This window comes from Nonomuraea sp. NPDC050536 (genome assembly GCF_044457685.1).
Lineage (GTDB): Bacteria > Actinomycetota > Actinomycetes > Streptosporangiales > Streptosporangiaceae > Nonomuraea.
The window spans coordinates 489,961-509,697 of the sequence record NZ_JBITHD010000004.1; the positions used below are offsets into that span (position 1 = coordinate 489,961).

The 19,737-nt window shown below is 71.8% G+C and carries 22 protein-coding genes; 15 read left to right on the forward strand and 7 right to left on the reverse strand.

What is annotated here, in order from left to right:
* The first annotated feature begins 7 nt into the window (after positions 1-7).
* Both ACIBHX_RS15485 and ACIBHX_RS15490 read left to right on the forward strand, forming a co-directional pair.
* The gene (locus ACIBHX_RS15485; RefSeq protein ID WP_397067718.1) at positions 8-649 is read left to right on the forward strand and encodes a DNA polymerase beta superfamily protein; all 642 of its coding nucleotides are present in this window, start codon (positions 8-10) and stop codon (positions 647-649) included.
* Entirely contained in the window at positions 646-1,389 is a 744-nt protein-coding gene (locus ACIBHX_RS15490; RefSeq protein WP_397067719.1) for a DNA polymerase beta superfamily protein, read from the forward strand. Before ACIBHX_RS15485 ends, ACIBHX_RS15490 begins: the two co-directional genes overlap by 4 nt.
* Here ACIBHX_RS15490 and ACIBHX_RS15495 read toward each other — a convergent pair.
* Both ACIBHX_RS15495 and ACIBHX_RS15500 read right to left on the reverse strand, forming a co-directional pair.
* Positions 1,371-2,129 (reverse strand): arylamine N-acetyltransferase, encoded by a 759-nt coding sequence (locus ACIBHX_RS15495; protein WP_397067720.1) that lies wholly within the window; start codon positions 2,127-2,129, stop codon positions 1,371-1,373. The genes ACIBHX_RS15490 and ACIBHX_RS15495 overlap by 19 nt on opposite strands.
* A gap of 56 nt (positions 2,130-2,185) precedes the next feature.
* Entirely contained in the window at positions 2,186-3,115 is a 930-nt protein-coding gene (locus ACIBHX_RS15500) for a GNAT family N-acetyltransferase (RefSeq protein ID WP_397067721.1), read from the reverse strand.
* A 106-nt stretch (positions 3,116-3,221) separates the two neighbouring features.
* Between ACIBHX_RS15500 and ACIBHX_RS15505 the strand changes: the two genes are divergently transcribed.
* Together ACIBHX_RS15505 and ACIBHX_RS15510 are read left to right on the forward strand one after the other, a co-directional pair.
* The gene (locus ACIBHX_RS15505; RefSeq protein ID WP_397067722.1) at positions 3,222-4,076 is read left to right on the forward strand and encodes a hypothetical protein; all 855 of its coding nucleotides are present in this window, start codon (positions 3,222-3,224) and stop codon (positions 4,074-4,076) included.
* An 11-nt stretch (positions 4,077-4,087) separates the two neighbouring features.
* Positions 4,088-4,609 carry a hypothetical protein gene (locus ACIBHX_RS15510; protein WP_397067723.1) on the forward strand — a complete coding sequence of 174 codons (522 nt, stop codon included), beginning with the start codon at positions 4,088-4,090 and terminating at the stop codon, positions 4,607-4,609.
* Between the two features lie 213 nt (positions 4,610-4,822).
* Here the strand turns inward: ACIBHX_RS15510 and ACIBHX_RS15515 are convergent, their stop codons facing one another.
* Positions 4,823-5,617 carry a class I SAM-dependent methyltransferase gene (locus ACIBHX_RS15515; protein WP_397067724.1) on the reverse strand — a complete coding sequence of 265 codons (795 nt, stop codon included), beginning with the start codon at positions 5,615-5,617 and terminating at the stop codon, positions 4,823-4,825.
* Between the two features lie 117 nt (positions 5,618-5,734).
* Here ACIBHX_RS15515 and def point away from each other — a divergent pair, with 117 nt between their 5' ends.
* Together def and ACIBHX_RS15525 are read left to right on the forward strand one after the other, a co-directional pair.
* Positions 5,735-6,259 carry a peptide deformylase gene (gene def, locus ACIBHX_RS15520; RefSeq protein ID WP_397067725.1) on the forward strand — a complete coding sequence of 175 codons (525 nt, stop codon included), beginning with the start codon at positions 5,735-5,737 and terminating at the stop codon, positions 6,257-6,259.
* Between the two features lie 266 nt (positions 6,260-6,525).
* Positions 6,526-6,870, forward strand: coding sequence for an MmcQ/YjbR family DNA-binding protein (locus ACIBHX_RS15525; protein ID WP_397067726.1), 345 nt, complete (start codon positions 6,526-6,528; stop codon positions 6,868-6,870).
* Here the strand turns inward: ACIBHX_RS15525 and ACIBHX_RS15530 are convergent.
* Positions 6,852-7,712, reverse strand: coding sequence for a hypothetical protein (locus ACIBHX_RS15530; RefSeq protein WP_397067727.1), 861 nt, complete (start codon positions 7,710-7,712; stop codon positions 6,852-6,854). The two genes, ACIBHX_RS15525 and ACIBHX_RS15530, sit on opposite strands and share 19 nt — an antisense overlap.
* Before the next feature lie 101 nt (positions 7,713-7,813).
* On the opposite strand from ACIBHX_RS15530, the gene ACIBHX_RS15535 reads away from it, so the two are divergent.
* The 8 genes from ACIBHX_RS15535 to ptsP are packed head-to-tail and all read left to right on the forward strand — an operon-like array spanning position 7,814 to position 14,350.
* Positions 7,814-8,575, forward strand: coding sequence for a DeoR/GlpR family DNA-binding transcription regulator (locus ACIBHX_RS15535; protein ID WP_397067728.1), 762 nt, complete (start codon positions 7,814-7,816; stop codon positions 8,573-8,575).
* On the forward strand, positions 8,572-9,585 hold the full coding sequence (locus ACIBHX_RS15540; RefSeq protein ID WP_397067729.1) for a 1-phosphofructokinase family hexose kinase: 1,014 nt from the start codon (positions 8,572-8,574) through the stop codon (positions 9,583-9,585). The genes ACIBHX_RS15535 and ACIBHX_RS15540 overlap by 4 nt, the downstream gene beginning before the upstream one ends.
* 46 nt (positions 9,586-9,631) lie before the next feature.
* Positions 9,632-10,765, forward strand: a complete 1,134-nt coding sequence (mtlA, locus tag ACIBHX_RS15545; protein ID WP_397067730.1) for a mannitol-specific PTS transporter subunit IIC — start codon at positions 9,632-9,634, stop codon at positions 10,763-10,765.
* A 4-nt stretch (positions 10,766-10,769) separates the two neighbouring features.
* On the forward strand, positions 10,770-11,078 hold the full coding sequence (locus tag ACIBHX_RS15550) for a PTS lactose transporter subunit IIB (RefSeq protein ID WP_397067731.1): 309 nt from the start codon (positions 10,770-10,772) through the stop codon (positions 11,076-11,078).
* A complete protein-coding gene (locus tag ACIBHX_RS15555) occupies positions 11,071-11,484 on the forward strand; it encodes a PTS sugar transporter subunit IIA (protein WP_397067732.1) in 414 nt (137 codons plus the stop codon). The genes ACIBHX_RS15550 and ACIBHX_RS15555 overlap by 8 nt, the downstream gene beginning before the upstream one ends.
* Positions 11,481-12,485: a zinc-dependent dehydrogenase gene (locus ACIBHX_RS15560; RefSeq protein WP_397067733.1), complete on the forward strand. Its 1,005-nt coding sequence runs from the start codon at positions 11,481-11,483 to the stop codon at positions 12,483-12,485. Before ACIBHX_RS15555 ends, ACIBHX_RS15560 begins: the two co-directional genes overlap by 4 nt.
* A 10-nt stretch (positions 12,486-12,495) precedes the next feature.
* A complete protein-coding gene (locus tag ACIBHX_RS15565) occupies positions 12,496-12,768 on the forward strand; it encodes an HPr family phosphocarrier protein (RefSeq protein WP_397067734.1) in 273 nt (90 codons plus the stop codon).
* The gene (ptsP, locus tag ACIBHX_RS15570) at positions 12,761-14,350 is read left to right on the forward strand and encodes a phosphoenolpyruvate--protein phosphotransferase (RefSeq protein WP_397067735.1); all 1,590 of its coding nucleotides are present in this window, start codon (positions 12,761-12,763) and stop codon (positions 14,348-14,350) included. The genes ACIBHX_RS15565 and ptsP overlap by 8 nt, the downstream gene beginning before the upstream one ends.
* Positions 14,351-14,353: 3 nt before the next feature.
* Here the strand turns inward: ptsP and ACIBHX_RS15575 are convergent, their stop codons facing one another.
* The 3 genes from ACIBHX_RS15575 to ACIBHX_RS15585 all read right to left on the reverse strand — a co-directional run bounded on the left by ACIBHX_RS15575 (position 14,354) and on the right by ACIBHX_RS15585 (position 19,138).
* Positions 14,354-16,882, reverse strand: coding sequence for an ATP-dependent Clp protease ATP-binding subunit (locus ACIBHX_RS15575; RefSeq protein ID WP_397067736.1), 2,529 nt, complete (start codon positions 16,880-16,882; stop codon positions 14,354-14,356).
* 212 nt (positions 16,883-17,094) lie between these two features.
* Positions 17,095-17,505, reverse strand: a complete 411-nt coding sequence (locus tag ACIBHX_RS15580) for an SRPBCC domain-containing protein (RefSeq protein ID WP_397067737.1) — start codon at positions 17,503-17,505, stop codon at positions 17,095-17,097.
* A gap of 37 nt (positions 17,506-17,542) precedes the next feature.
* Positions 17,543-19,138 (reverse strand): helix-turn-helix domain-containing protein, encoded by a 1,596-nt coding sequence (locus ACIBHX_RS15585; protein WP_397067738.1) that lies wholly within the window; start codon positions 19,136-19,138, stop codon positions 17,543-17,545.
* A gap of 100 nt (positions 19,139-19,238) precedes the next feature.
* On the opposite strand from ACIBHX_RS15585, the gene ACIBHX_RS15590 reads away from it, so the two are divergent.
* Complete coding sequence (locus ACIBHX_RS15590; protein ID WP_397067739.1) at positions 19,239-19,589, forward strand: VOC family protein; 351 nt, start codon at positions 19,239-19,241, stop codon at positions 19,587-19,589.
* Positions 19,590-19,737: the final 148 nt, after the last annotated feature.

Below are 19,737 nucleotides of genomic sequence, written 5' to 3' on the forward strand. Positions count from 1 at the left end.
GGCGTCCATGGGGGGTGACGACGTGATCTTGCAGGTGGTGACCGGGTCGCGGGCCTACGGGCTGGACACTCCCGAGTCCGACACAGACCGGCGGGGCGTGTTCGTGGTGCCGACGCCGGAGTTCTGGCGCCTGGACAAGCCGCCCACGCACCGGGACGGGCCGCTGCCCGAGCAGTTCTCGTGGGAGGTGGAGCGCTTCTGCGTGCTGGCGCTCCAGGCCAACCCGACGGTCCTGGAGTGCCTGTGGTCACCGCTGGTCGAGCTGGCCACGCCCAGCGGCGAACGGCTGCTGGGGCTGCGGGACGCGTTCGTGTCCGAGCGGGCTCGGCAGTCCTTCCTCGAATACGCGCAGGCGCAGTGCAAGCGGCTGGATCCGGAGCGGCCGCGATGGAAGCAGGCCATGCACATGATCCGGCTGCTGCTGAGCGGGCTCCATCTGCTGGAGCACGGTTCCCCGCTGGTCCGGGTGGGCGGGCACCGGGATCGGCTGCTGGCGATCCGGCGCGGGGAGGTGCCCTGGGCCGAGGTGGAGGCGTGGCGTGCCCGGCTCGCGGCGCAGGCGGCGACCGCTTCCAGCGTGCTGCCCGCCGTACCCGATCGGAAGGCGGTCGAGGAGTTCCTCATGGACGTGCGGCGGGAGAACCTGTGAACCTACCGGGCTGGCTGGGCGAGGTGGCGGCGGCGCAGCCGCACCCGCTGGCGTTCGCGACCGTCAGCGGGGCGCACCTGTACGGGTTCCCGTCGGTGGATTCCGACGTGGACCTGCGCGGCGTGCACCGGCTGCCGCTGGAGGAGATCGTCGGGCTGCGCACCGGATCCGAGACGCTGGAGCGGACCTGGACGCGCGACGGCGTCGAGGTGGACCTGGTCACGCACGACCTGGCCAAGTTCTGCCGGCTGCTGCTCAACCGCAACGGGTACGTGCTGGAGCAGCTGCTGTCGCCGCTGGTGGTGGCCTCGTCGCCGGTGCACGAGGAGCTGGTGGCGCTGGCGCCGCGGTGCGTGACGCGGCATCACGCGCACCACTACCTGGGGTTCGCGCGGACGCAGTGGCGGCTGCACACCCAGTCGGGCGGGCTCAAGCCGCTGCTGTACACCTTCCGGGTGCTGGCCACGGGCACGCATCTCATGCGGACCGGGGAGCTGGTGGCCGATCTCACGCGGCTCTACTCCTACGGCCCGCCGTACCTGCCCGAGCTGGTGGCGGCCAAGCGGGAAGCCGAGCACGGGGCGGCGCCGTCCGTGGCCTCGGCCGAACAGGACGTCACCCGCATGACAGCCGCTCTGGAAGAGGCCAGGGAGCACACTTCGCTGCCGGACGCCGCCACGGCCCAGGACGACCTGCACGCCCTGGTCGTGCGGACCAGGCTTCATCCCAATTTCTCGTGAAGTATCGCCGCATCGGCGTCCGTGACGGGGATGCCGAGTTTGTTGCGGAGGATGTCGGCGAGCTCGGCCGGGCCGGCCGGAGCGAAGTCCTCGATGCGGATCCTGGCGTCGAGCGTCGTGCGCTGGGCCAGCACGTGGCGGATGAAGGGTGAGCGCGGGCTGTTGGCCACGTAGAAGTTGGCCACCTCGAAGTCGCTGGGCAGGTCCGGCTCGCCGTCCGTGAACGCGTAGAGCTCGGTGTCGCCCTCGTGCAGCACCCAGACGGCGCCCTCCCTGCCCAGCCGCCACCGCCAGGCGCCCAGCCGGGCCGTCGCCCCCTCGGCGAAGACGATCGGCTCCACCAGGCCCTGGCCGCCGAAACCCACGTCGGCCACCCACCGGACACCGTCCACCTCGACCGTCAGCGTGGCGTGCGTGCGCGGCAGGTAGTCACGGCCCAGCCGGACCCTGGCCAGGTGCCGCCGCAGGCGGAAGCCCAGGCGTTCCAGCGCGGCCGCGAACAGCAGGTTGTGCTCGTGGCAGTAGCCGCCGCGCCCGCGCGTGACCATCTTGTCCTGCAGGGCGTTCATGCCCAGGTCGATGCCCCGGCCGAGCACCACGTCCAGGTTCTCGAACGGGATCGCCGTGACGTGCGCGCGGTGCAGCGCGCGCAGCGTCTCGAGCGTCGGGGTGCGCGGGCCGTCGTAGCCGACGCGGGCGAGGTAGGCGTCCAGGTCCAGCTCGTCGATGTTCCAGCTCATGACCCAAGGGTGCCGCCTGCGACGGCCCGCGCACCATCCGACCCTGGACGTACGGCTCAGGCCTTGGAGACCACCAGGCGGACCGCGAAGTTGCGGTAGCCGGCACGCTCGAACGCTCTGGCCATCGGCACGTTCGTGGTGTCGGTGTCGGCCACGACCCGCTGGGCGCCCCGCTCGGCGTGCTGGCGGGTGATCTCGCCGAGCAGGTCGTCGATGTAGCCGTGGCCGCGCTGCTCGGGCACCACGCCCACGTAGCCGACGACCGGCCCGCCGTTGTTGGCCGACGGGACGGCCAGCCCGATCAGTTCGCCGCCGGGCGTGTAGGCCAGGCGCCACCACGACCGGTCGCCCGGCATCTCCCGGTAGCCGGCCACGTCGTCGCGGGCCTGCGCCTCGGCCTCCATCCGGCCGAGGGCCTCCCGGGTGTGGTGGTCGAGGGTGCCGACGGCCACCCGCCGGAAGGCGTCGACGAACACCTCGTCGTCGGGCTCGGCGCGGAACACCACCCGGTCCGGGGGCTCGGGCACGGGGCTGCCGGCCGTCCAGTCGTAGCGCAGCCGTTCAAGCTCCTGCCTCATCCCGGCCCGCGCGAGGGCCTCGCGCCGCCAGCCGACGGCCGCCACCGCGCGCGGGTCGTCACGCCAGCCGTTCCGCAGGAAGACGTGGTAGTCGGGCGCGTCGCCGAAGGCCTCGTGCGCCCTGGTCAGCAGTTCTGCGGCCAGGCCTACCCGGTCCTCGACGGAGGGGTGGACGTACAGGCAGTCCAGGGCGAGCGGCTTGGCCGCGCCGGGGAAGGCCCACCAGACGGCGCGGGCCAGGATCTTGTCCTCGTCCTCGTCCTCGGCGATCCAGATCCGGTCGTGCCGGTACTGGCCGTCCTCGAGGAAGGTGAGCAGGCGATCGGGGTGTGACCAGCTGACGGGCTCGTCGATCACGCAGCCGAGCAGGCGGTCGAGATCTGCCTCGACCGTGGAGCGGAAAAGCACTGTTCCTCCGAAGAGTAGAAGCAAGGGGACACCGTGACTCCTCCTTTCTTCCGACTTTTCCGACTTTCCTACGGTCCCGCACCTTAGCATCCGCAAGGATGGGACCGTGGATGACGTCCTGCCCCTCCAGCCACCCGTGCGCCTCCCCTCGGAGTCCGAGCTCGCCGAGAAGGTCCCAGACGGCTCGCTCGACGCGTGGGGTGAGGGGTGCCGCCGCCTTCTGGATCCCGACGGGCCGGCCTTCCTCGGGCTGGTGCGCCTGTTCCTGGCCCGCGAGCCGCTGGTCCTGGACGACGCCGATCAGCTCGAGGAGCTGGGTCTGGCGGTACGGGACGGCCGGCCGTACGAGCTGACCCCCCTGGGCCTGTGGACGGCGCGACTGCTGATCTCGGAGCTGAGCGGGCAGGACATCCCGGTGCTCGGCACGCTCGCGAAGGCGGACGCGGCCGGGCTGCTGCGCGGGCTGCGCTCCTACCCCGAGCAGGAGCGCGCCGAGGAGCTGGCGGGATGGCTGGCCGGACGCGACGAGCAGGCCGCCGCGGCCGAGCTGGCCAGGGCGATCCCCGAGGCCAGCCCGCTGAGCAGGGCCGTCGGCGTGGAACTGCTGTCGACCTCGTTCGGCGAGTACGGCGCGCGGGAGCTGGGCGAGCTGATCTACGAACCGCGCGTCGGCGCCGTGGTCGCGGCCCGGCTCGGCAGGGACGACAGGAGGCCGGCGCCGGAGGAGATCGCCTGGGTGCTGGTCGACATGGCGGCGGCGCTGCTGGAGTTCGGCGGGGAGATCTCGCAGGTCACCGAGTCGGTCACGGACGAGCAGGCGGGCACGATCTCGCTGCTCGCGCTGTGCGACCATCCCAACACCGCGGCGGTGCTGCGCGTCTTCATCGACCACCACCCGGACCCCGGTGTGGCGGCGGCCGCCCGCAAGGCGCTGCGGCGGCTGCACGGTTTGTCCCGATAGAGTCGGTCGGGATGACTGACCACACGCTCACCCCGCGCAGCGGCGCGCTCATGGGCGACGGCTACGCCTGCACCTGCGGCTCGCTGCTGCCTGACCGCGTCAACGCCGAGCTGCACGCCTCCGAGCACCACCGGTGCACCTCGTGCCTGGGCTCGGCCGTCGAGGAGCCCGTGCCCGGGTTCACCCGCGAGTGCACGGCGTGCGCGGGGACGGGGCGGCGGCGCGAGCAGATCACCTGGCAGCTCGCCCACGCCGAGGCCGTCGAGGTGATCACCCTGTCGATGGTCCGTGGCGTGGTGGCGTCCTACGAGGGCCCCTTCCACCTTTCTGAGATCGCCGACGCCGTCAGGGACGGCCTCGCCCTCCCCGCCGGCCGCCTCCCGGTCGGCCCCCGGGTCCGCGACCTCCTCCTCCTCATGCAGGAATCAGGCGAGATCCACATGATCTCCGCCCCCGACGAACTCCTGGACGGCACGGACGCCGTCCTCTACCGCGACCCCCAATGGCAACGCGCCCGCACCCTCGGCCTCTAACCCGCCCAAGCAGCCGCACGGCGTAACCCAGCGCTACGCGCACGGCCCCCAACCGACGCGCGCTCGCTGACGATCCCTGAACGCACACTGCCGCCAGGCAGGTGCGGACACCCTCCCCGCACCACCATGCGCCGGTACGGCGAGGAAAAGTACGGCGGAGCCCGGCGCAACACGCACGGCGCCCAACCGGCAACCACCACACAGGCCCCGGCTCTAGTGGGGGAGGCGGCAGATGAGCTCGCCGTGGAGGATGGAGAGCCAGCCGTCCTCCGCCTCGGCCCAGCGGCGCCAGCCGTTCGAGATGCGCTCGAGGTCCTCCCGCGTGGCCAGACCCGTGGCGACCGCCTGCTCCCCCAGCGCCGAGTGGAGGATGCGCTCCGCCCACATGCCGCCCCACCACGCGCGGTCCTCCGGCGTCGCGAAGCACCACGTCGACGACGAGGCCGTGACGTCCTCGAACCCGGCCTCGCGCGCCCACGACAGCAGCCGCCGTCCCGCGTCGGGCTCGCCGCCGTTGGCCCGGGCGACCTTGCGGTAGAGGTCCAGCCACTCGTCCAGTTCGGGCAGCTGCGGCCACCATGTGAAAGCCGCGTAGTCGCTGTCACGGACCGCCACGTAGCCGCCCGGTTTGGTCACCCGGCCCATCTCGCGCAGCGCCTGAACCGGGTCTCCCACGTGCTGCAGCACCTGGTGGGCATGGGTGACGCAGAACGAGTCGTCGGGGAAGGGCAGTTCGTGCACGTCCGCCACCGCGTATTCGACGTTCTGCCGGTCCCCGATCGCGGCCTTGGCCAGCTCCAGCGCCTCGGGCGTCACCTCGGAGGCCGTCACGTGCCCCACCCGGTCGGCCAGGTCGGCGGTGATCGTGCCCGGCCCGCAGCCCACGTCCAGCACGATCATGTGCGGCTTCAGGTGCGGCAACAGGTAGGCGGCCGAGTTCTCGGCGGTACGCCAGCGGTGTGAGCGCAGCACCGACTCGTGGTGGCCATGGGTGTACACGGCGGTCATCGCATCTCCCTCGTCGACTACCGTGACCTTATCGCCTGTCTCGACATACAAGAAGATTCGTCTCACATCATGAACACCATAGACTTGATCGCACCATACTCGGGAAGGGCGGTCGAAGTGGCACAGGCACGGCCGATCGTGTACGTGGGCGACCCGGTGCTCAGCACCCCGTGCGAGCCGGTCACCCGGTTCGACGACGAGCTCGCGGCGCTGGTGGACGACATGTTCGCGAGCATGTACGCGGCCCAGGGCGTCGGCCTGGCCGCCAACCAGATCGGCGTCCCGCTGCGCGTCTTTGTCTACGACTGCCCCGACGCCGACGACGTCTCCCACAAGGGCGTCGTCGTCAACCCCACCATCGAACTACCGGGCCTGCGCGACCGCCACCTGGACCCCGGCGACGAGGGCTGCCTGTCGATCCCCGGCCAGTACGCCCCACTCCCCCGCCCCGACCAAGCAACGGTCCACGGCCACGACGTCACGGGCGCCCGCATCACGGTCACCGGCACAGGCTTCCTGGCCCGCTGCCTCCAACACGAGACAGACCACCTGGAAGGCCGCCTCTTCATAGACCGCCTCCCCACCAAACGCCGCAAACAACTCCTGGCCGCCCACACCACCTCCCTCCCCCAACCCCTCTAGCCACCCCACACCCCACACAGACGTACGGCGCGCACGACCACCCCCGCACCCAAGCCCTTCGCGCAAGCCTGGGCGCCGCCTCGGCGGGTGTTCGTGGTATCACGACGGGGCGGCACGAGGAGGCCACCGCGCGGCTGTTCTCGCCGCTCGCCGAGGCGTCCGCCGAGCTCATGGGCGACTACTCGGACGACGAGCTGGCCTTCCTCGCCGCGTTCCTGGAACGGCTGGCCACGATGAACCGCCGCCTGCTGAAGTAGATTGACCGGATGGTCACCGTTGAGGACGTGCGCCGGCTGGCGTCGACGCTGCCCCGCTCCTCCGAGCACCTGATCAGGGACCGGATCAAGTTCCGCGTGGGCAGCATCGTGTACGTGGCCTTCTCCCGCGACGAGACCGTCATGGGGTTCGGCTTCCCCAAGGAGGAGCGGGCCGCGCTGGTGGCCGCCGAGCCGGAGAAGTTCATGCTGCCCAGCGAGTCCGACATGCGCTACCAGTGGGTGCACGTCCGGATGGCGGCCATCGACGAGGCCGAGATGCGCGAGCTCGTCATCGAGGCCTGGCGCATGTGCGTGCCGAAGAAGGTCTACAACGCCTACGTGACGCTGCGGTAGAGGTCCCGGGTCAGCCTGGTGATCCGGTCGACCGACGAGCTCCACGAGGCGCCCGCCGGGTGGGCCGTGAGCACGGCCATGATCAGCCGGTCGTCCTTGCCGAGCAGCCCCGTGCTGTGCAGGACGGGCCGCCCGTAGTCGGGCACGCCGGGCAGCGCGCCGCCCGAGTTCCCGCTCTTCTTGACGCACTTGACCGCGGGCACGTCGCCGAAGCCCGACCAGCCCTGCTTGACCGCCCACGGCCTGGGCACCGTGCTCGGGATGCCGAAGGTCTGGTCGAAGCCGTCGGTGCCGCACGGCGTGGACGCGCGCAGGTGCCCCAGGATCGTGTCGCGGACCCGGGCGTCGGCGGTGTCGAGCAGGTAGCGATAGGTCCTGACCACGTCGTACGCGCTCAGTGACGTGTAGCCCCAGAAGCCCGGCCTGCTGGCCGGCGGCGGGGTCGTGTCGGAGAGCCCGAGCTTGCGCGCGACGCGCCGGATGATGGCGCCCTTGCCGTCCCTGTCCCAGAACGTGCTGGCCGCGTCGTCGTCGCTGGAACGCAGCATCACCTTCAGCAGCGCGGCGTCCGCCGCGGGCACGCTGCCGTGGCTCTCCAGGTAGTCGATCGCGATCATGATCTTCACGACCGAGGCCGAGCGGAACTTCCTGTGCGCGTTCCTGGTCGCCACGATCTTGCCGGCCTTGCGGTCGAAGACCACCCATCCCGCCGTCGTGCCGAACGGCACCTTCGGGGCGGCGGCCGTAGCGCTGCTGCCGGCTGAGGCCGGCGCGGGGCCGACGAGGCATCCGGCTGCAAGGGGTACGGCTGCCGCCACGGCGGCCCACGGCTTGATTCGCATCCGCCATAACTACCAGATCCTGAAATGTCGCTCTTGACGGTCCAACGAAAGCGGGTATAAACAAAGCAGAAACCACATCGAAACGGCGGTGAACCAACATCATGTACGCCGAGGAGCGGCAGCAGGAGATCCTCCGCAGGGCGCGCGCGTCCGGACGGGTCGACGTGGTGTCGCTGGCCGACGAGCTCGACGTGACGACCGAGACGATCCGCCGCGACCTGACCGCGCTGGAGCGGGCGGGCGTGCTGCGCCGGGTGCACGGCGGCGCGATCCCGGTGGAGCGGCTGGGTTTCGAGCCCGCGCTGGCCGCCCGCGACGAGGTGATGACCGCGGAGAAGGAGCGCATCGCCAAGGCCGCGCTGGCCGAGCTGCCGGAGGACGGTTCGGTGATCATCGACGCCGGCAGCACCACCGGACGGCTGGTGCAGATCCTGCCGCCCGACAGGGAGCTCACGGTCGTGGTCAACTCGCCGCCGCTGGCGACCGTGCTGGCCGCACGGCCGAACCTGCACGTGATCATGCTGGGCGGCCGGGTGCGCGGGCGCACGCTGGCCACGGTCGACGACTGGGCCCTGCAGCCGCTCGCGCACCTGCACGTGGACGTGGCGTTCATGGCCACCAACGGGTGCTCGATCCCCGACGGCCTCACCACCCCGGATCCGGCGGAGGCGGCGATCAAGCGGGCGATGGTGAAGGCGGCGCAGCGGTGCGTGCTGCTGGCCGACCACACCAAGTTCACCAACACCTACCTGGCCGGGTTCGCCTCGCTGCAGGAGATCGACGTCGTCATCACCGACTCGGGGCTGGACCTGTCGATCGCCGCCGAGCTGTCGGCGGCGGGACCCGAGGTGGTGCGCGCGTGATCCTGACGCTGACCCTCAATCCCAGCCTCGACCGCACGATCGAGATCGCCTTGCTGGACCGCGGCGCGGTCATCCGGGCCGCGGCGGCGCGCCTCGATCCGGGCGGCAAGGGGGTGAACGTCGCGCGCGCCCTGCTGGCCAACGGGATCGCGGGACGCGCGGTGATCCCCTATGGCGGGGACGAAGGCCGGCAGCTCGTCCACCTGCTCGAACTGGCGGGCCTGGACATGGTCACGGTGCCGGTCGCGGGCCGTACCCGCTCGAACGTCACGCTCGCGGAGCCGGACGGCACCATCACCAAGATCAACGAACCCGGCACGGCCCTGTCGCCGCAGGAACTCGACACCATCGCCGAGGCCGTCCTCACCGCCGCCCGCCCGTCGATCACCCCGCCGGGCGACGGGCCCGGGGAGCCGGCCGCCGCGGACTGGGTGGTGGCCTCGGGGAGCCTGCCGCCCGAGGTGCCGGCCGACGTGTACGCCAGGCTGTGCAGGAGGTTCGCCGAGGCGGGCATCAACGTGGCCGTCGACACCAGCGGACCCGCCCTGGCCTGCGCGGTGGCGGCCGGTCCCGCGCTGGTCAAGCCGAACCTGGACGAGCTCGCCGCCGTGACGGGCATGGCGCCGCGGTGCGTCGGCGACGTGGTCCAGGCCGCAGAGAAGCTGCGTGCCGCGGGGGCGCGGGCCGTGCTGGCCAGCCTCGGCTCCGACGGTGCCGTGCTGGTCTCCGGTGAGGGCCTTTGGTACGGCCAGGCTCCGGTCGACGAGCCCCGCAGTTCGGTGGGAGCGGGAGACGCCATGCTCGCCGGCTTCCTCGCCGGCGGCGCCCGCGGGCCCCGAGCCCTGGCCGAGGCCCTCGCCTGGGGTTCCGCCGCGGTCGCGCTGCCCGGCAGCCGGGTGCCCGCCCCCGCCGACATCGACCGGACCCGGGTCCACGTAGGCCCGCCCGACCCCGCCCGCCCCCTCACCTCCCCCACCCCCAAGTCGCCCGGCGAGGCGCGGCCCCGGTAACGGTCGCCGACCTGTCATCGCTCATCCCCCCGAAGGAGCACGTCCCATGGCCGACACCTACACACCTCCGGTTGTCGGGACCGGAATCAAGGCCTCCATCCAGCGCCTGGGTGGTCATCTGGCCGGGATGATCATGCCGAACATCGGCGCGTTCATCGCGTGGGGCCTGATCACCGCCCTGTTCATCCCCACGGGCTGGGTGCCGAACGAGATGTTCGCCAAGCTCGTCGGCCCGATCATCACGACGCTGCTGCCCATCCTCATCGGCTACACCGGCGGCCGGATGGTCCACGGCCAGCGCGGGGCGGTCGTCGGGGCCGTGGCCACGATAGGCGTGGTCGTGGGCGCGGACATCCCGATGTTCCTCGGTGCGATGATCATCGGTCCTCTCGCGGCCTTCGTCCTGAAATATGTTGACAAGTTCACGGAGGAGCGGACCAAGGCCGGCTTCGAGATGCTGGTCGACAACTTCACCGCCGGCATCGTGGGCGGCGCCATGGCGCTGCTGGGCGCCTGGGGCATCGGCCCGATCGTCCGGGTTGTGACCACGACGGCGGGCGACGCGGTCGAGTGGCTGATCACCCGTGACCTGCTGCCGATCGCCAGTGTCCTCATCGAGCCCGCCAAGGTGCTGTTCCTCAACAACGCCGTCAACCACGGCGTGCTCGGCCCGCTGGGCGTGGTGCAGGCCAAGGAGGCGGGCAAGTCGATCCTGTTCATGCTGGAGTCGAACCCGGGTCCCGGCCTCGGGCTGCTGCTGGCCTACCTGTTCTTCGGCCCGCGCCAGCTGCGTCCCAGCACGCCCGCGGCGATCATCATCCACTTCTTCGGCGGCATCCACGAGATCTACTTCCCGTACGTGCTGATGAAGCCCCGCCTGATCCTGGCCACCATCCTGGGCGGCGCGGCGGGCGTGTTCACCTTCCTGATCACCGGGGCCGGCCTGGTCGCCACGCCGTCACCCGGCAGCATCTTCGCCTACCTGGCCGTCACCCCGAAGGGCGGCTGGTTCGGCGTGATCCTCGGGATCCTGATCGCGGCCGGCGTCTCGTTCCTGGCCGCGGCGGTCCTGCTCGGCTTCGGACGCGGCGAGAAACCGGAGGAGACCCAGGACCAGCCCGAGGCGCCCGCCGTGGTCGAAACCGCCGACGAGAGCGCCACAAGAACGCAAGGAGCCTGATCAAGTGACCACCATCGACAGCAAGGACATCCGCAAGATCATCGTCGCCTGCGACGCGGGCATGGGCAGCAGCGTCATGCTGGCGAGCACGCTGCGCAAGCAGCTCAAGGGCAGCGGCGTCGAGGTCGAGCACACCCCGGTCAACGACATCCCGGCCGACGCCGACGTGGTGCTGTGCCACGTCGGCCTGGCAGCCAGGGCCCGCGTCAGCGCGCCCGGCAAGGTGCTGCTGTCGTTCCAGATCTTCCTGGGCGACCCGGTGGTCACCAACCTGGTCTCCACCATCAAGAAGGGCGGCACGGTCGGTGCATGAGGTTCTCGACGGGCGCGCCGTGCGCATGAACGCCACGGCCTCGGACCGCGACGACGCGATCCGGCAGTGCGGGCGCGTCCTGGTCGGCATGGGCGCGGTGGCCGAGCCGTACATCGAGGCCATGCTGCAACGCGAGCGGTCGATCTCCACCTACGTCGGCGAGGGCTTCGCGATCCCGCACGGCTACAAGGACGGGGTGCTGCGCGACGCGATCTGCTTCGTGCGCTTCCCCGCCGGGGTCGACTGGGACGGCGAGCGGGTGACCGTGTGCGTCGGCATCGCCGCCGGCGGCGACGGGCACGTCAAGCTGCTGTCGGAGCTGGCCGAGATCCTGCTCGACCCGGACCGCGCCCGCGCGCTGCGCGAGGCGTCCGACGTCGAGTCCGTGCTGAAGGAGCTGCGGTGAAGGTCGCGCGATTCCACGCCCCCGGCGACATCCGCGTCGAGGACGCCCCCGAGCCGCAGGCCGGCCCCGGCGAGCTGAAGATCAGGGTGCGCAACTGCTCCACCTGCGGCACCGACGCCAAGATCTTCAAGTACGGTCACCACCACATCCGCCCGCCGAGGGTGATGGGACACGAGATCGCCGGCGAGGTCGTCGGGACCGGCGAGCGTGTCCAGGTGATCGCGGCGATCCCGTGCGGCGCCTGCCAGGACTGCGTCCGCGGCCGCATGACGGTCTGCCCGAACCAGGAGTCGATGGGCTACCACTACGACGGCGGTTTCGCCGAGTACATGGTCGTCCCGGCCAAGGTGCAGGCCGTCGGCGGCGTCAACCGCATCCCCGACGGCGTCGGCTTCGCCGAGGCGTCCGTGGCCGAGCCGCTGGCCTGCGTGCTCAACGGCCAGCAGCTGGCGCGCGTCGGCCCCGGCGACGACGTGGTGGTGATGGGCGCCGGCCCGATCGGCTGCCTGCACGTACGGCTGGCGCGGGCCAGGGGCGCGGCCCGGGTGGCGCTCGTGGACGTCAACGCCGACCGGCTGGCGATGGCCGCCAAGCTCGTCGAGCCCGACGCCGTGATCGACGCCGACCCGGTGGAGGCGGTGCTCGAGCTGACCGGCGGCAGGGGCGCCGACGTGGTGATCACGGCGGCGGCCTCCGGGGCGGCACAGGAACAGGCGCTGCGGATGGCGGCCAGGCAGGGCCGGATCAGCTTCTTCGGCGGGCTGCCCAAGGACGACCCGATCATCAGCTGCGACTCGAACCTGGTGCACTACCGGGAACTGACGATCGTGGGCGCGAACGGTTCCAGTCCCGCACACAACGCCGAGGCGCTCGCGCTGATCGCCTCGGGCGCGGTCCCGGTGGCCGACCTGATCACGCACCGGCTGCCGCTGGACGGCGTGCTGGACGCGATCGACCTGGTCAGCAGGGGCGCGGCGATCAAGGTCACGATCGAACCCTGAGGAGGGTGCAATGGCTACCCGTACGGTGGTGATCGCCTCGGCCAGCGGGCTGCACGCGCGTCCCGCCAAGCTGTTCGTGCAGGCGGCGATCCGGCTGGGCGTGCCGGTGCGGATCCGGCTCGGCGAGAAGGCGGTGCCCGCCGGCAGCATGCTGGGCGTGCTCTCGCTCGGCGCTGTGCGCGGCACCGAGGTGACGCTGGAATCGGATGCGCCCGGCGGTGACGAGGCGGTCGCCGAGCTGGCCGAGCTGCTGGCCCGCGACCTGGACGCGGTCGATGGGTGACCGGCTCACCGGTCTCGGCGTGAGCCCCGGGCTGGCGGCGGGCCCCGCCTACCGGATGGCGGATCCGCCGCGGCTGCCCGCGCCGCGCCAGGTGACCGAACCCGCCGCCGAGGCGGCCGCCGTGGCCAAGGCCCTGCAGGCGGTGGCCGCCGAGCTGAACCGCCGGGCCGCCAGGGCGGGCGGCCCGGCCGGGGAGATCCTCGAGGCGCTGGCGATGATCGCCGACGACCCGATGCTGCTCGAAGGCGCCGAGCAGCGCACCGCGCAGGGCCTCGACGCCCCGCACGCGCTGGAGGCCGCCTTCGGCGAGCACAGGGAGACCCTGGCCGCGCTCGGCGGCTACCTGGCCGAGCGGGCCGCCGACCTCGACGACCTCAAGCACCGCGCCATCGCCGCCGTGCTCGGCCTGCCCATGCCCGGCCTGCCCGAGCCCGGGCACCCGCATGTGCTGGTGGCCCGCGACCTCTCCCCCGCCGACACGGCCGCGCTCACCGCGGACGTGGTGGCGCTGGTCACCGAACGCGGCGGGCCGACCAGCCACACCGCGATCCTGGCCCGCGGGCGCGGCCTGCCCGCCGTCGTGGCCTGCCCGGGCGCGGCGTCGCTGCCGGACGGCACGCTCGTCTCGGTCGACGGCGCCACCGGCGAGGTCGTCACCGGCATCACGGCTTCGGAGGTTTCTCGGGTGCTCGATCGTGCCGGTGCCGAGCGGGCCCGGCTGGCGGCGAGCCACGGTCCCGGCAGGACGGCCGACGGGCATCCGGTGCGGCTGCTGCTCAACATCGGCTCCGCCACCGACCTGCGGCCCGGCGCCGAAGGCGTGGGCCTGTTCCGCACCGAGTTCCTCTTCCTCGACCGCGCCGACCCGCCCTCATACGACGAGCAGGTCGCCGCCTACGCCGCCGTGCTGGCCGAGGTGCCCGACGCGGTGATCCGCACGCTCGACGCCGGCACCGACAAGCCGCTGCCCTTCCTCGGCCTGCCCGCCGAGGACAACCCCGCGCTCGGCGTGCGCGGCTTCCGCGTCGATCGCGTACGGCCCGCCGTACTGGACACCCAGCTGGAGGCGATCGCCGAGGCCGCCCGCGCGACCGGAGCCGAGCCGCGGGTGATGGCCCCCATGATCACCACCCGGGCCGAGGCGGCGGCGTTCGCCACGCGGGCGAGAGCGCACGGCCTCGAACACGTCGGCGTCATGATCGAGGTGCCGGCGGCGGCGCTGCAGGCAGGCGAGATCCTGCGCGAGGTCGGCTTCCTCAGCATCGGCACCAACGACCTCGCGCAGTACACCTTCGCCACCGACCGCCAGCATCCCGACCTGGCCGACCTGCTCGACCCGTGGCAGCCCGCGCTGCTGCGCCTGATCGGCGAGTGCGCGCGGGCAGGCCTGACAGCGGGCAAGCCGGTGGGCGTGTGCGGCGAGGCGGCCGCCGATCCGCGGCTGGCGCCGGTGCTGGCGGGGCTCGGCGTGACCAGCCTGTCGATGGCGGCCGTCATGGTGCCCGCGGTGCGCGAGGCGCTGGCCGAGCACACCCTCGAGCAGTGCCGCGACCAGGCCGCCTCGCTGGTGCCCTTAGGATGAGGATCACTCCGACGCGCCGGCGCCGGCCTTTGCCAGGGCGCGCAGGACGAGCTGGTCGTCGCTGACGTCGACCTCGACGGTGCCGCCCTCCTCCACCTCATTGGTGAGGACCATGGTGGACAGGCGGTTGTCGAGCTCCCGCTGGACCGTGCGGCGCAGCGGGCGGGCGCCGAACTCGGGCTGGTGGCCGCGCTCGGCCAGCCAGTCCTTGGCGGCCTCTGTCACCTCCAGTGAGATGCCCTGCCCGCGCAGCCGCTGGCGCGTCTTGTCCAGCAGCAGGTCGACGATCTGGCGCAGCTGCTCGCGCTCCAGCCGCTTGAAGATGATCGTCTCGTCGATCCGGTTGAGCAGCTCGGGGCGCAGCGAGTGGCGCAGCAGGTCCATCAGCCGGTCCCGCATCTCCGGCGTGTCGCCCTCCGACTCCAGGATCATCTGGGCGCCGATGTTGCTGGTCATGATGACGATCGTGTTGGTGAAGTCGACCGTGCGGCCCTGGCCGTCGGTCAGCCGGCCGTCGTCCAGCATCTGCAGCAGGATGTTCATCACGTCGGGGTGCGCCTTCTCGATCTCGTCGAGCAGGACCACGCTGTGCGGGCGGCGGCGCACGGCCTCGGTGAGCTGGCCCGCCTCCTCGTATCCGACGTATCCGGGCGGAGCACCGATCAGCCGCGACACGGTGTGCCGCTCCTGGAACTCGCTCATGTCGATGCGGATCATGTGATCCTCGCCACCGAACAGAGCCGCCGCCAGCGCGCGGGCCAGCTCGGTCTTGCCGACGCCGGTCGGGCCGAGGAACAGGAAGCTGCCCACCGGCCGGTTCGGGTCCGCCAGGCCCGCCCTGGCCCGCCGTACCGCCTCCGCGATCGCCGTGACGGCCTCGTCCTGGCCGATCACGCGCTTGTGCAGGTGCTGCTCCAGCCGCATGAGGCGGTCGCGCTCCTGCTCGGTGAGCTGCGTGACCGGGATGCCGGTGCGGCGCGAGACGACCTGGGCGATGTCCTCGACCATGACCATCGGCACCTCGTCGTGGCCGCGGCGGGCCGCCTCGAGCTCGGGCCTGAGCTTGTCGATGTCGGCGGTGATCTCCTTGGCGTGGTCGAAGTCGTCGTTGGAGACCGCCTGGTCCTTTTCGCGGCGCAACGACTCCAGGCGCTCCTCCAGCTCCCGCACGTCGGCGCCCGGAGTGCGCGAGCGCAGCCGTACTCTGGCCGAGGCTTGGTCCATCAGGTCGATGGCCTTGTCGGGCAGGAAGCGGTCGCTGATGTAGCGGGCCGACAGGTTGGCGGCCGCGTCCAGCGCCTCGTCGGTGATGCGGACCTGGTGGTGCGCCTCGTAGGCGTCGCGCAGCCCGCCCAGGATCTCGATGGTCTGCTCGACCGTGGGCTCGGCGACCAGGATCGGCTGGAGGCGGCGCTCGAGCGCGGCGTCCTTCTCGATGTTCTTGCGGTACTCGTCGATCGTGGTGGCCGCGATCACGTGCAGCTCACCGCGTGCCAGCGCCGGCTTCAGTATGTTGGCGGCGTCCATGCCGCCCTCGGCCGAGCCCGCGCCGACCAGCGTGTGCACCTCGTCGATGAAGACGATGGTCTCGTCCGCGTGCGCGACCACCTCGTCGATGACCTTCTTGATGCGCTCCTCGAACTCGCCGCGGTACTTCGACCCGGCCACCATGCCGGTCAGGTCGAGGGCGACCACCCGGCGGTCCTTCAGCGTGTCGGGCACCTCGCCGTTGACGATGCGCTGCGCGATGCCCTCGACGATCGCGGTCTTGCCGACGCCGGGCTCGCCGATGAGCACCGGGTTGTTCTTGGTGCGCCGCGACAGCACCTCGATGGCCTGCTCGATCTCGTCCTCCCGGCCGACGACCGGGTCGATCTTGCCCTCGCGGGCCTGCTCGGTGATGTCCCTCCCGTACTGGTCCAGCGTGGGCGTGTCGCCCCGGGTCTGGCCCTGCTCCTGCGCGGCCATGCCCGACTGGCGCCTGCGGACGAGCAGCATCGCCTCCTGCAGCTCGTTGGCCGTGACACCCTGGTCCTCCAGGAGCCGGGCGGCGGTGGAGCCGGAGTTCGCGGCCAGCGCCAGCAGCAGGTGCTCGGGCCCGATATACGACGAACCCAGCGCTCTCGAGATGCGCTGGGCGTCCAGGATGGCCCGCTTGGCGGCCGGGCTGAGCGTCGTGGGCGGCTCGGTGGCACTTCCCTCACCGGCGCTCTGGTCAATCCGGTCACGCAGCCTGCCCAGCTCCACGCCCGCGGCCTGCATGATGGCCTGCGTCTGGTCGTTCTCGGTCAGCGCGTCCAGCACGTCGAGCGCGTCCAGGTCGGGGGCACCGCGTTGGGCCGCTGTCTCCATGGCTTTGGCCAGGACCTCCTTGGCGGAGGCGCTGAGCAACTTGCCCACGTCGACCCGTTGCACGCTTGGGCGTGTCGGCGGCCACGCGTCCATATCGCCGAACACACGGCCGGTGAGCTCTTCAAATCCTCGGAACGGGTCTCGCCCAAAGAAAGACCCAAATGGCGACATATCGGTCATCTCTCCTCCTCCAGGGTGCCCATTGCCAGATAACACGCCCAACAAGCCCCACAAATCGCAAAGCCCCTCCCACCCCCCGCCCAGAGCCCAAACGCCCAGCCGCTCCCCCCAAAACCCCCTGCGCTAACACCCGTGGGCGCCTGCAGGTGTCAGCGGAAGCAGCCGCCTGCGCGAACCGGGAATGCGCCGCACGAGCGCCACGTGTGGGGAGCTCAGGTGCGTTCGAGGTGGCGGCGGAGGTTGGTGAGGTGAACGCGCCAGCCGGCGCGGTGGTCGGATGCGAGGGCGGGCCCGTCGGGCAGGAGGTTCCAGCCGGATTCCTGGATGCGGACCATGGTGGCGCCGCCCTGCGGGTGGAGCGAGATGCGTACCTCGGTCGGGGCGGGCTGCCCCTCGTCGGCCCAGGTGAAGCGGAGCAGGCGTCCGTCGTCCACCTCCACCACCTGGCCGAGCGTCACCATCGGCTCGCCGTGCTCGTCGCTCCACCGTTCCTCGAGCTTGCCGCCGGGGACCAGGTCGAAGTCGATGTAGTCCCACCACTCGGCCCGCGCCCCCGGATCCGCCAGCGCATGCCACACGGCGCGCACCGGCACAGCGATGACAATCGACTCATCAACCAGCATCGGGTATTGGTGGGCGGGGGTTGGGGGGTGGCTGTGGTCAGGGGGCATCGGGGGCGCCTTCCGGGGTCAGCAGGCGGCGCAGGGTGGTGGGGGTGTGGCCGACGTGCTGGCGGATCGTGCGGGTCAGGTGGGCCTGATCGGCGAAGCCCAGGTCGGCGGCGAGTACGGCGAGGCTGGGCTCGCCCGCTTCCAAGCGGTCGAGTGCGGCGCCGACCCTCACGCGGTTGCGGTAGTGGGTCAGGGAGACGCCGAGCTCCCGGGTGAAGGCGCGGCTCAGCTGGTACGGCGAGACGTCCAGGCATTCCGCCAGCGGCAGCAGCCCCTCGGCGGCCGGGTCTCCTGACGCGATGGCTTCCCTGGCGGCGTCCACGATGGGTTTGGCGGACCGGGACGAGGATTCCGGCCGCATCGCCAGCGCGGCGGTCATCAAGGTGAGCAACGACTCGGTGAGGGCATACGCGACATCGCCTGTACGGCCGGCCACCAGCACCCTCCGATGCGCCAGATCGACCCGCGCATCCACGTAGAACGTCGACGGAACCGCCCCCGTCCCATGCCTCCGACCGCCCACTGGTCCCCGCTCCCTCGGCGGCCGCGTGGCATCGCTCGAGGCCGAACGCTCGCCACCGCCGGACTCGCGCCCCGCACCCGGAGAGTCGACAGACACGACGACGTGATCGCGCACCACGGCCGAGGAGTCACACGGGGCACTTGCGGGAGCGGGCGAACTGGTGGCGGGGGCAGGTGGTGGGCTGGGGAGAGCGTGGGAATCGGCGTCAGGTGAGGCGTTCGCAGGAGCGGGCGAGGTGGTGGCGGGGGCGGATGGTGGGCTGACGAGCACCTGGGAATCAGCGTCAGGTGGGGCGCTCGCGGGAGTGGCCGGGGAGTCGGCGGGAGAGTGCCCAGAGGCGGTGGGGAGGGGCGAGGCGCTCGCGCGCTCGGACGGGGAGCGCACAGACCTGGGGCGCGGGCTGGCGAGGCCGCGCCCGAACTCGGCGGCTGGCGAAGCGTCCGCAAGGGCGGGCCGGGTGTCAATGACGGCGGCCCGGGTGTCGGTGAGGGCGGCTCGGGTGTCAGCAGTGACGTGACCAGGGCTGGTGGGCAAGGGCGGGGCGCTGGTGGAGTCGCGTAGGGGGACGGCGGGGCCTTGCCGGGGCTTGGCGTCGGGTTGGGTGCTCGTATGGGCGGGCGGGGCGCTGGTGGAGTCGCGTAGGGGGACGGTGGGATCTTGCGGGGGTTCGGCGTCGGGTTGGGTGCTCGTATGGGCGGGCGGGTGGGTGGTGGAGGGGCGCGTTGGGCGTGCGGGGGTGGTGGAGGGGCGTGCGGGGGTGGTGGGGGGTGGGGTGAGGAGGGTGTGCCAGAGGGTGGGGGTTACGGCTATGGAGGTGCAGAGGTCGCCGCCGGTGGGGTGGGCGAAGCGTTCTTCCTCGCCGGGGATGCCGAGGTAGGCGATCGTGGGGTCGAGGTCGGCGGGGAGGCCGTCGGTCATGCGGCGGAAGCGGCCTCGGCGCACCAGGACCATGCGGTAGGCGGAGCTCACCTCGGTGGCCGACCACGAGCGGTGGTCGTCGACGCAGGTCACGGCGTCGATGGTGAACCCGGCTCCGGCGGCGAGGAGGACGGCTGAACGCATGTGCGAAACGGTACGCCTGAGGTCTGACAATCCACGGGGGTCGGGCCGGGGGTGCAAGGATGTTCAAGACGGGGGGCGGGTGGGTGGAGAGGGTGGGGGCATGACTGTTACATCCATCTCCACGGTGATTTTCGATGCGGCCGATCCGGCGGCGCTGGCCCAGTTCTACAGCAAGGCGACCGGCTGGCAGGTGTCCGACAGCGGGGACGACTGGGCGAGCGTGGAGGGCGGGCCCGTCGGGCTGGCCTTCCAGCGCGTCGACGAGTATCAGGGTCCCGGGTGGCCGAACGCCGGTAAGCACGTGCATCTGGACCTGAAGGTGGGCGATCTCGCGTCCGCCGCGAAGGAACTGGTCGCGCTGGGGGCCACGCGGCCGGAGTTCCAGCCGGGCAACGGCGACTGGATCGTCCTGCTGGACCCCGAGGGGCACCCGTTCTGCATCACCGCGTAGTCCGCCTCGCCCCGCTCGCCGTTCACGAGCGGGGCGAGACGTTCAGACGCGCTGGGCGAGACGTTCAGACGCGCTGGGCGAGACGTTCAGACGCGCTGGGCGAGACGTTCAGACGCGCTGGGCGAGACGTTCAGACGCGCTGGGCGAG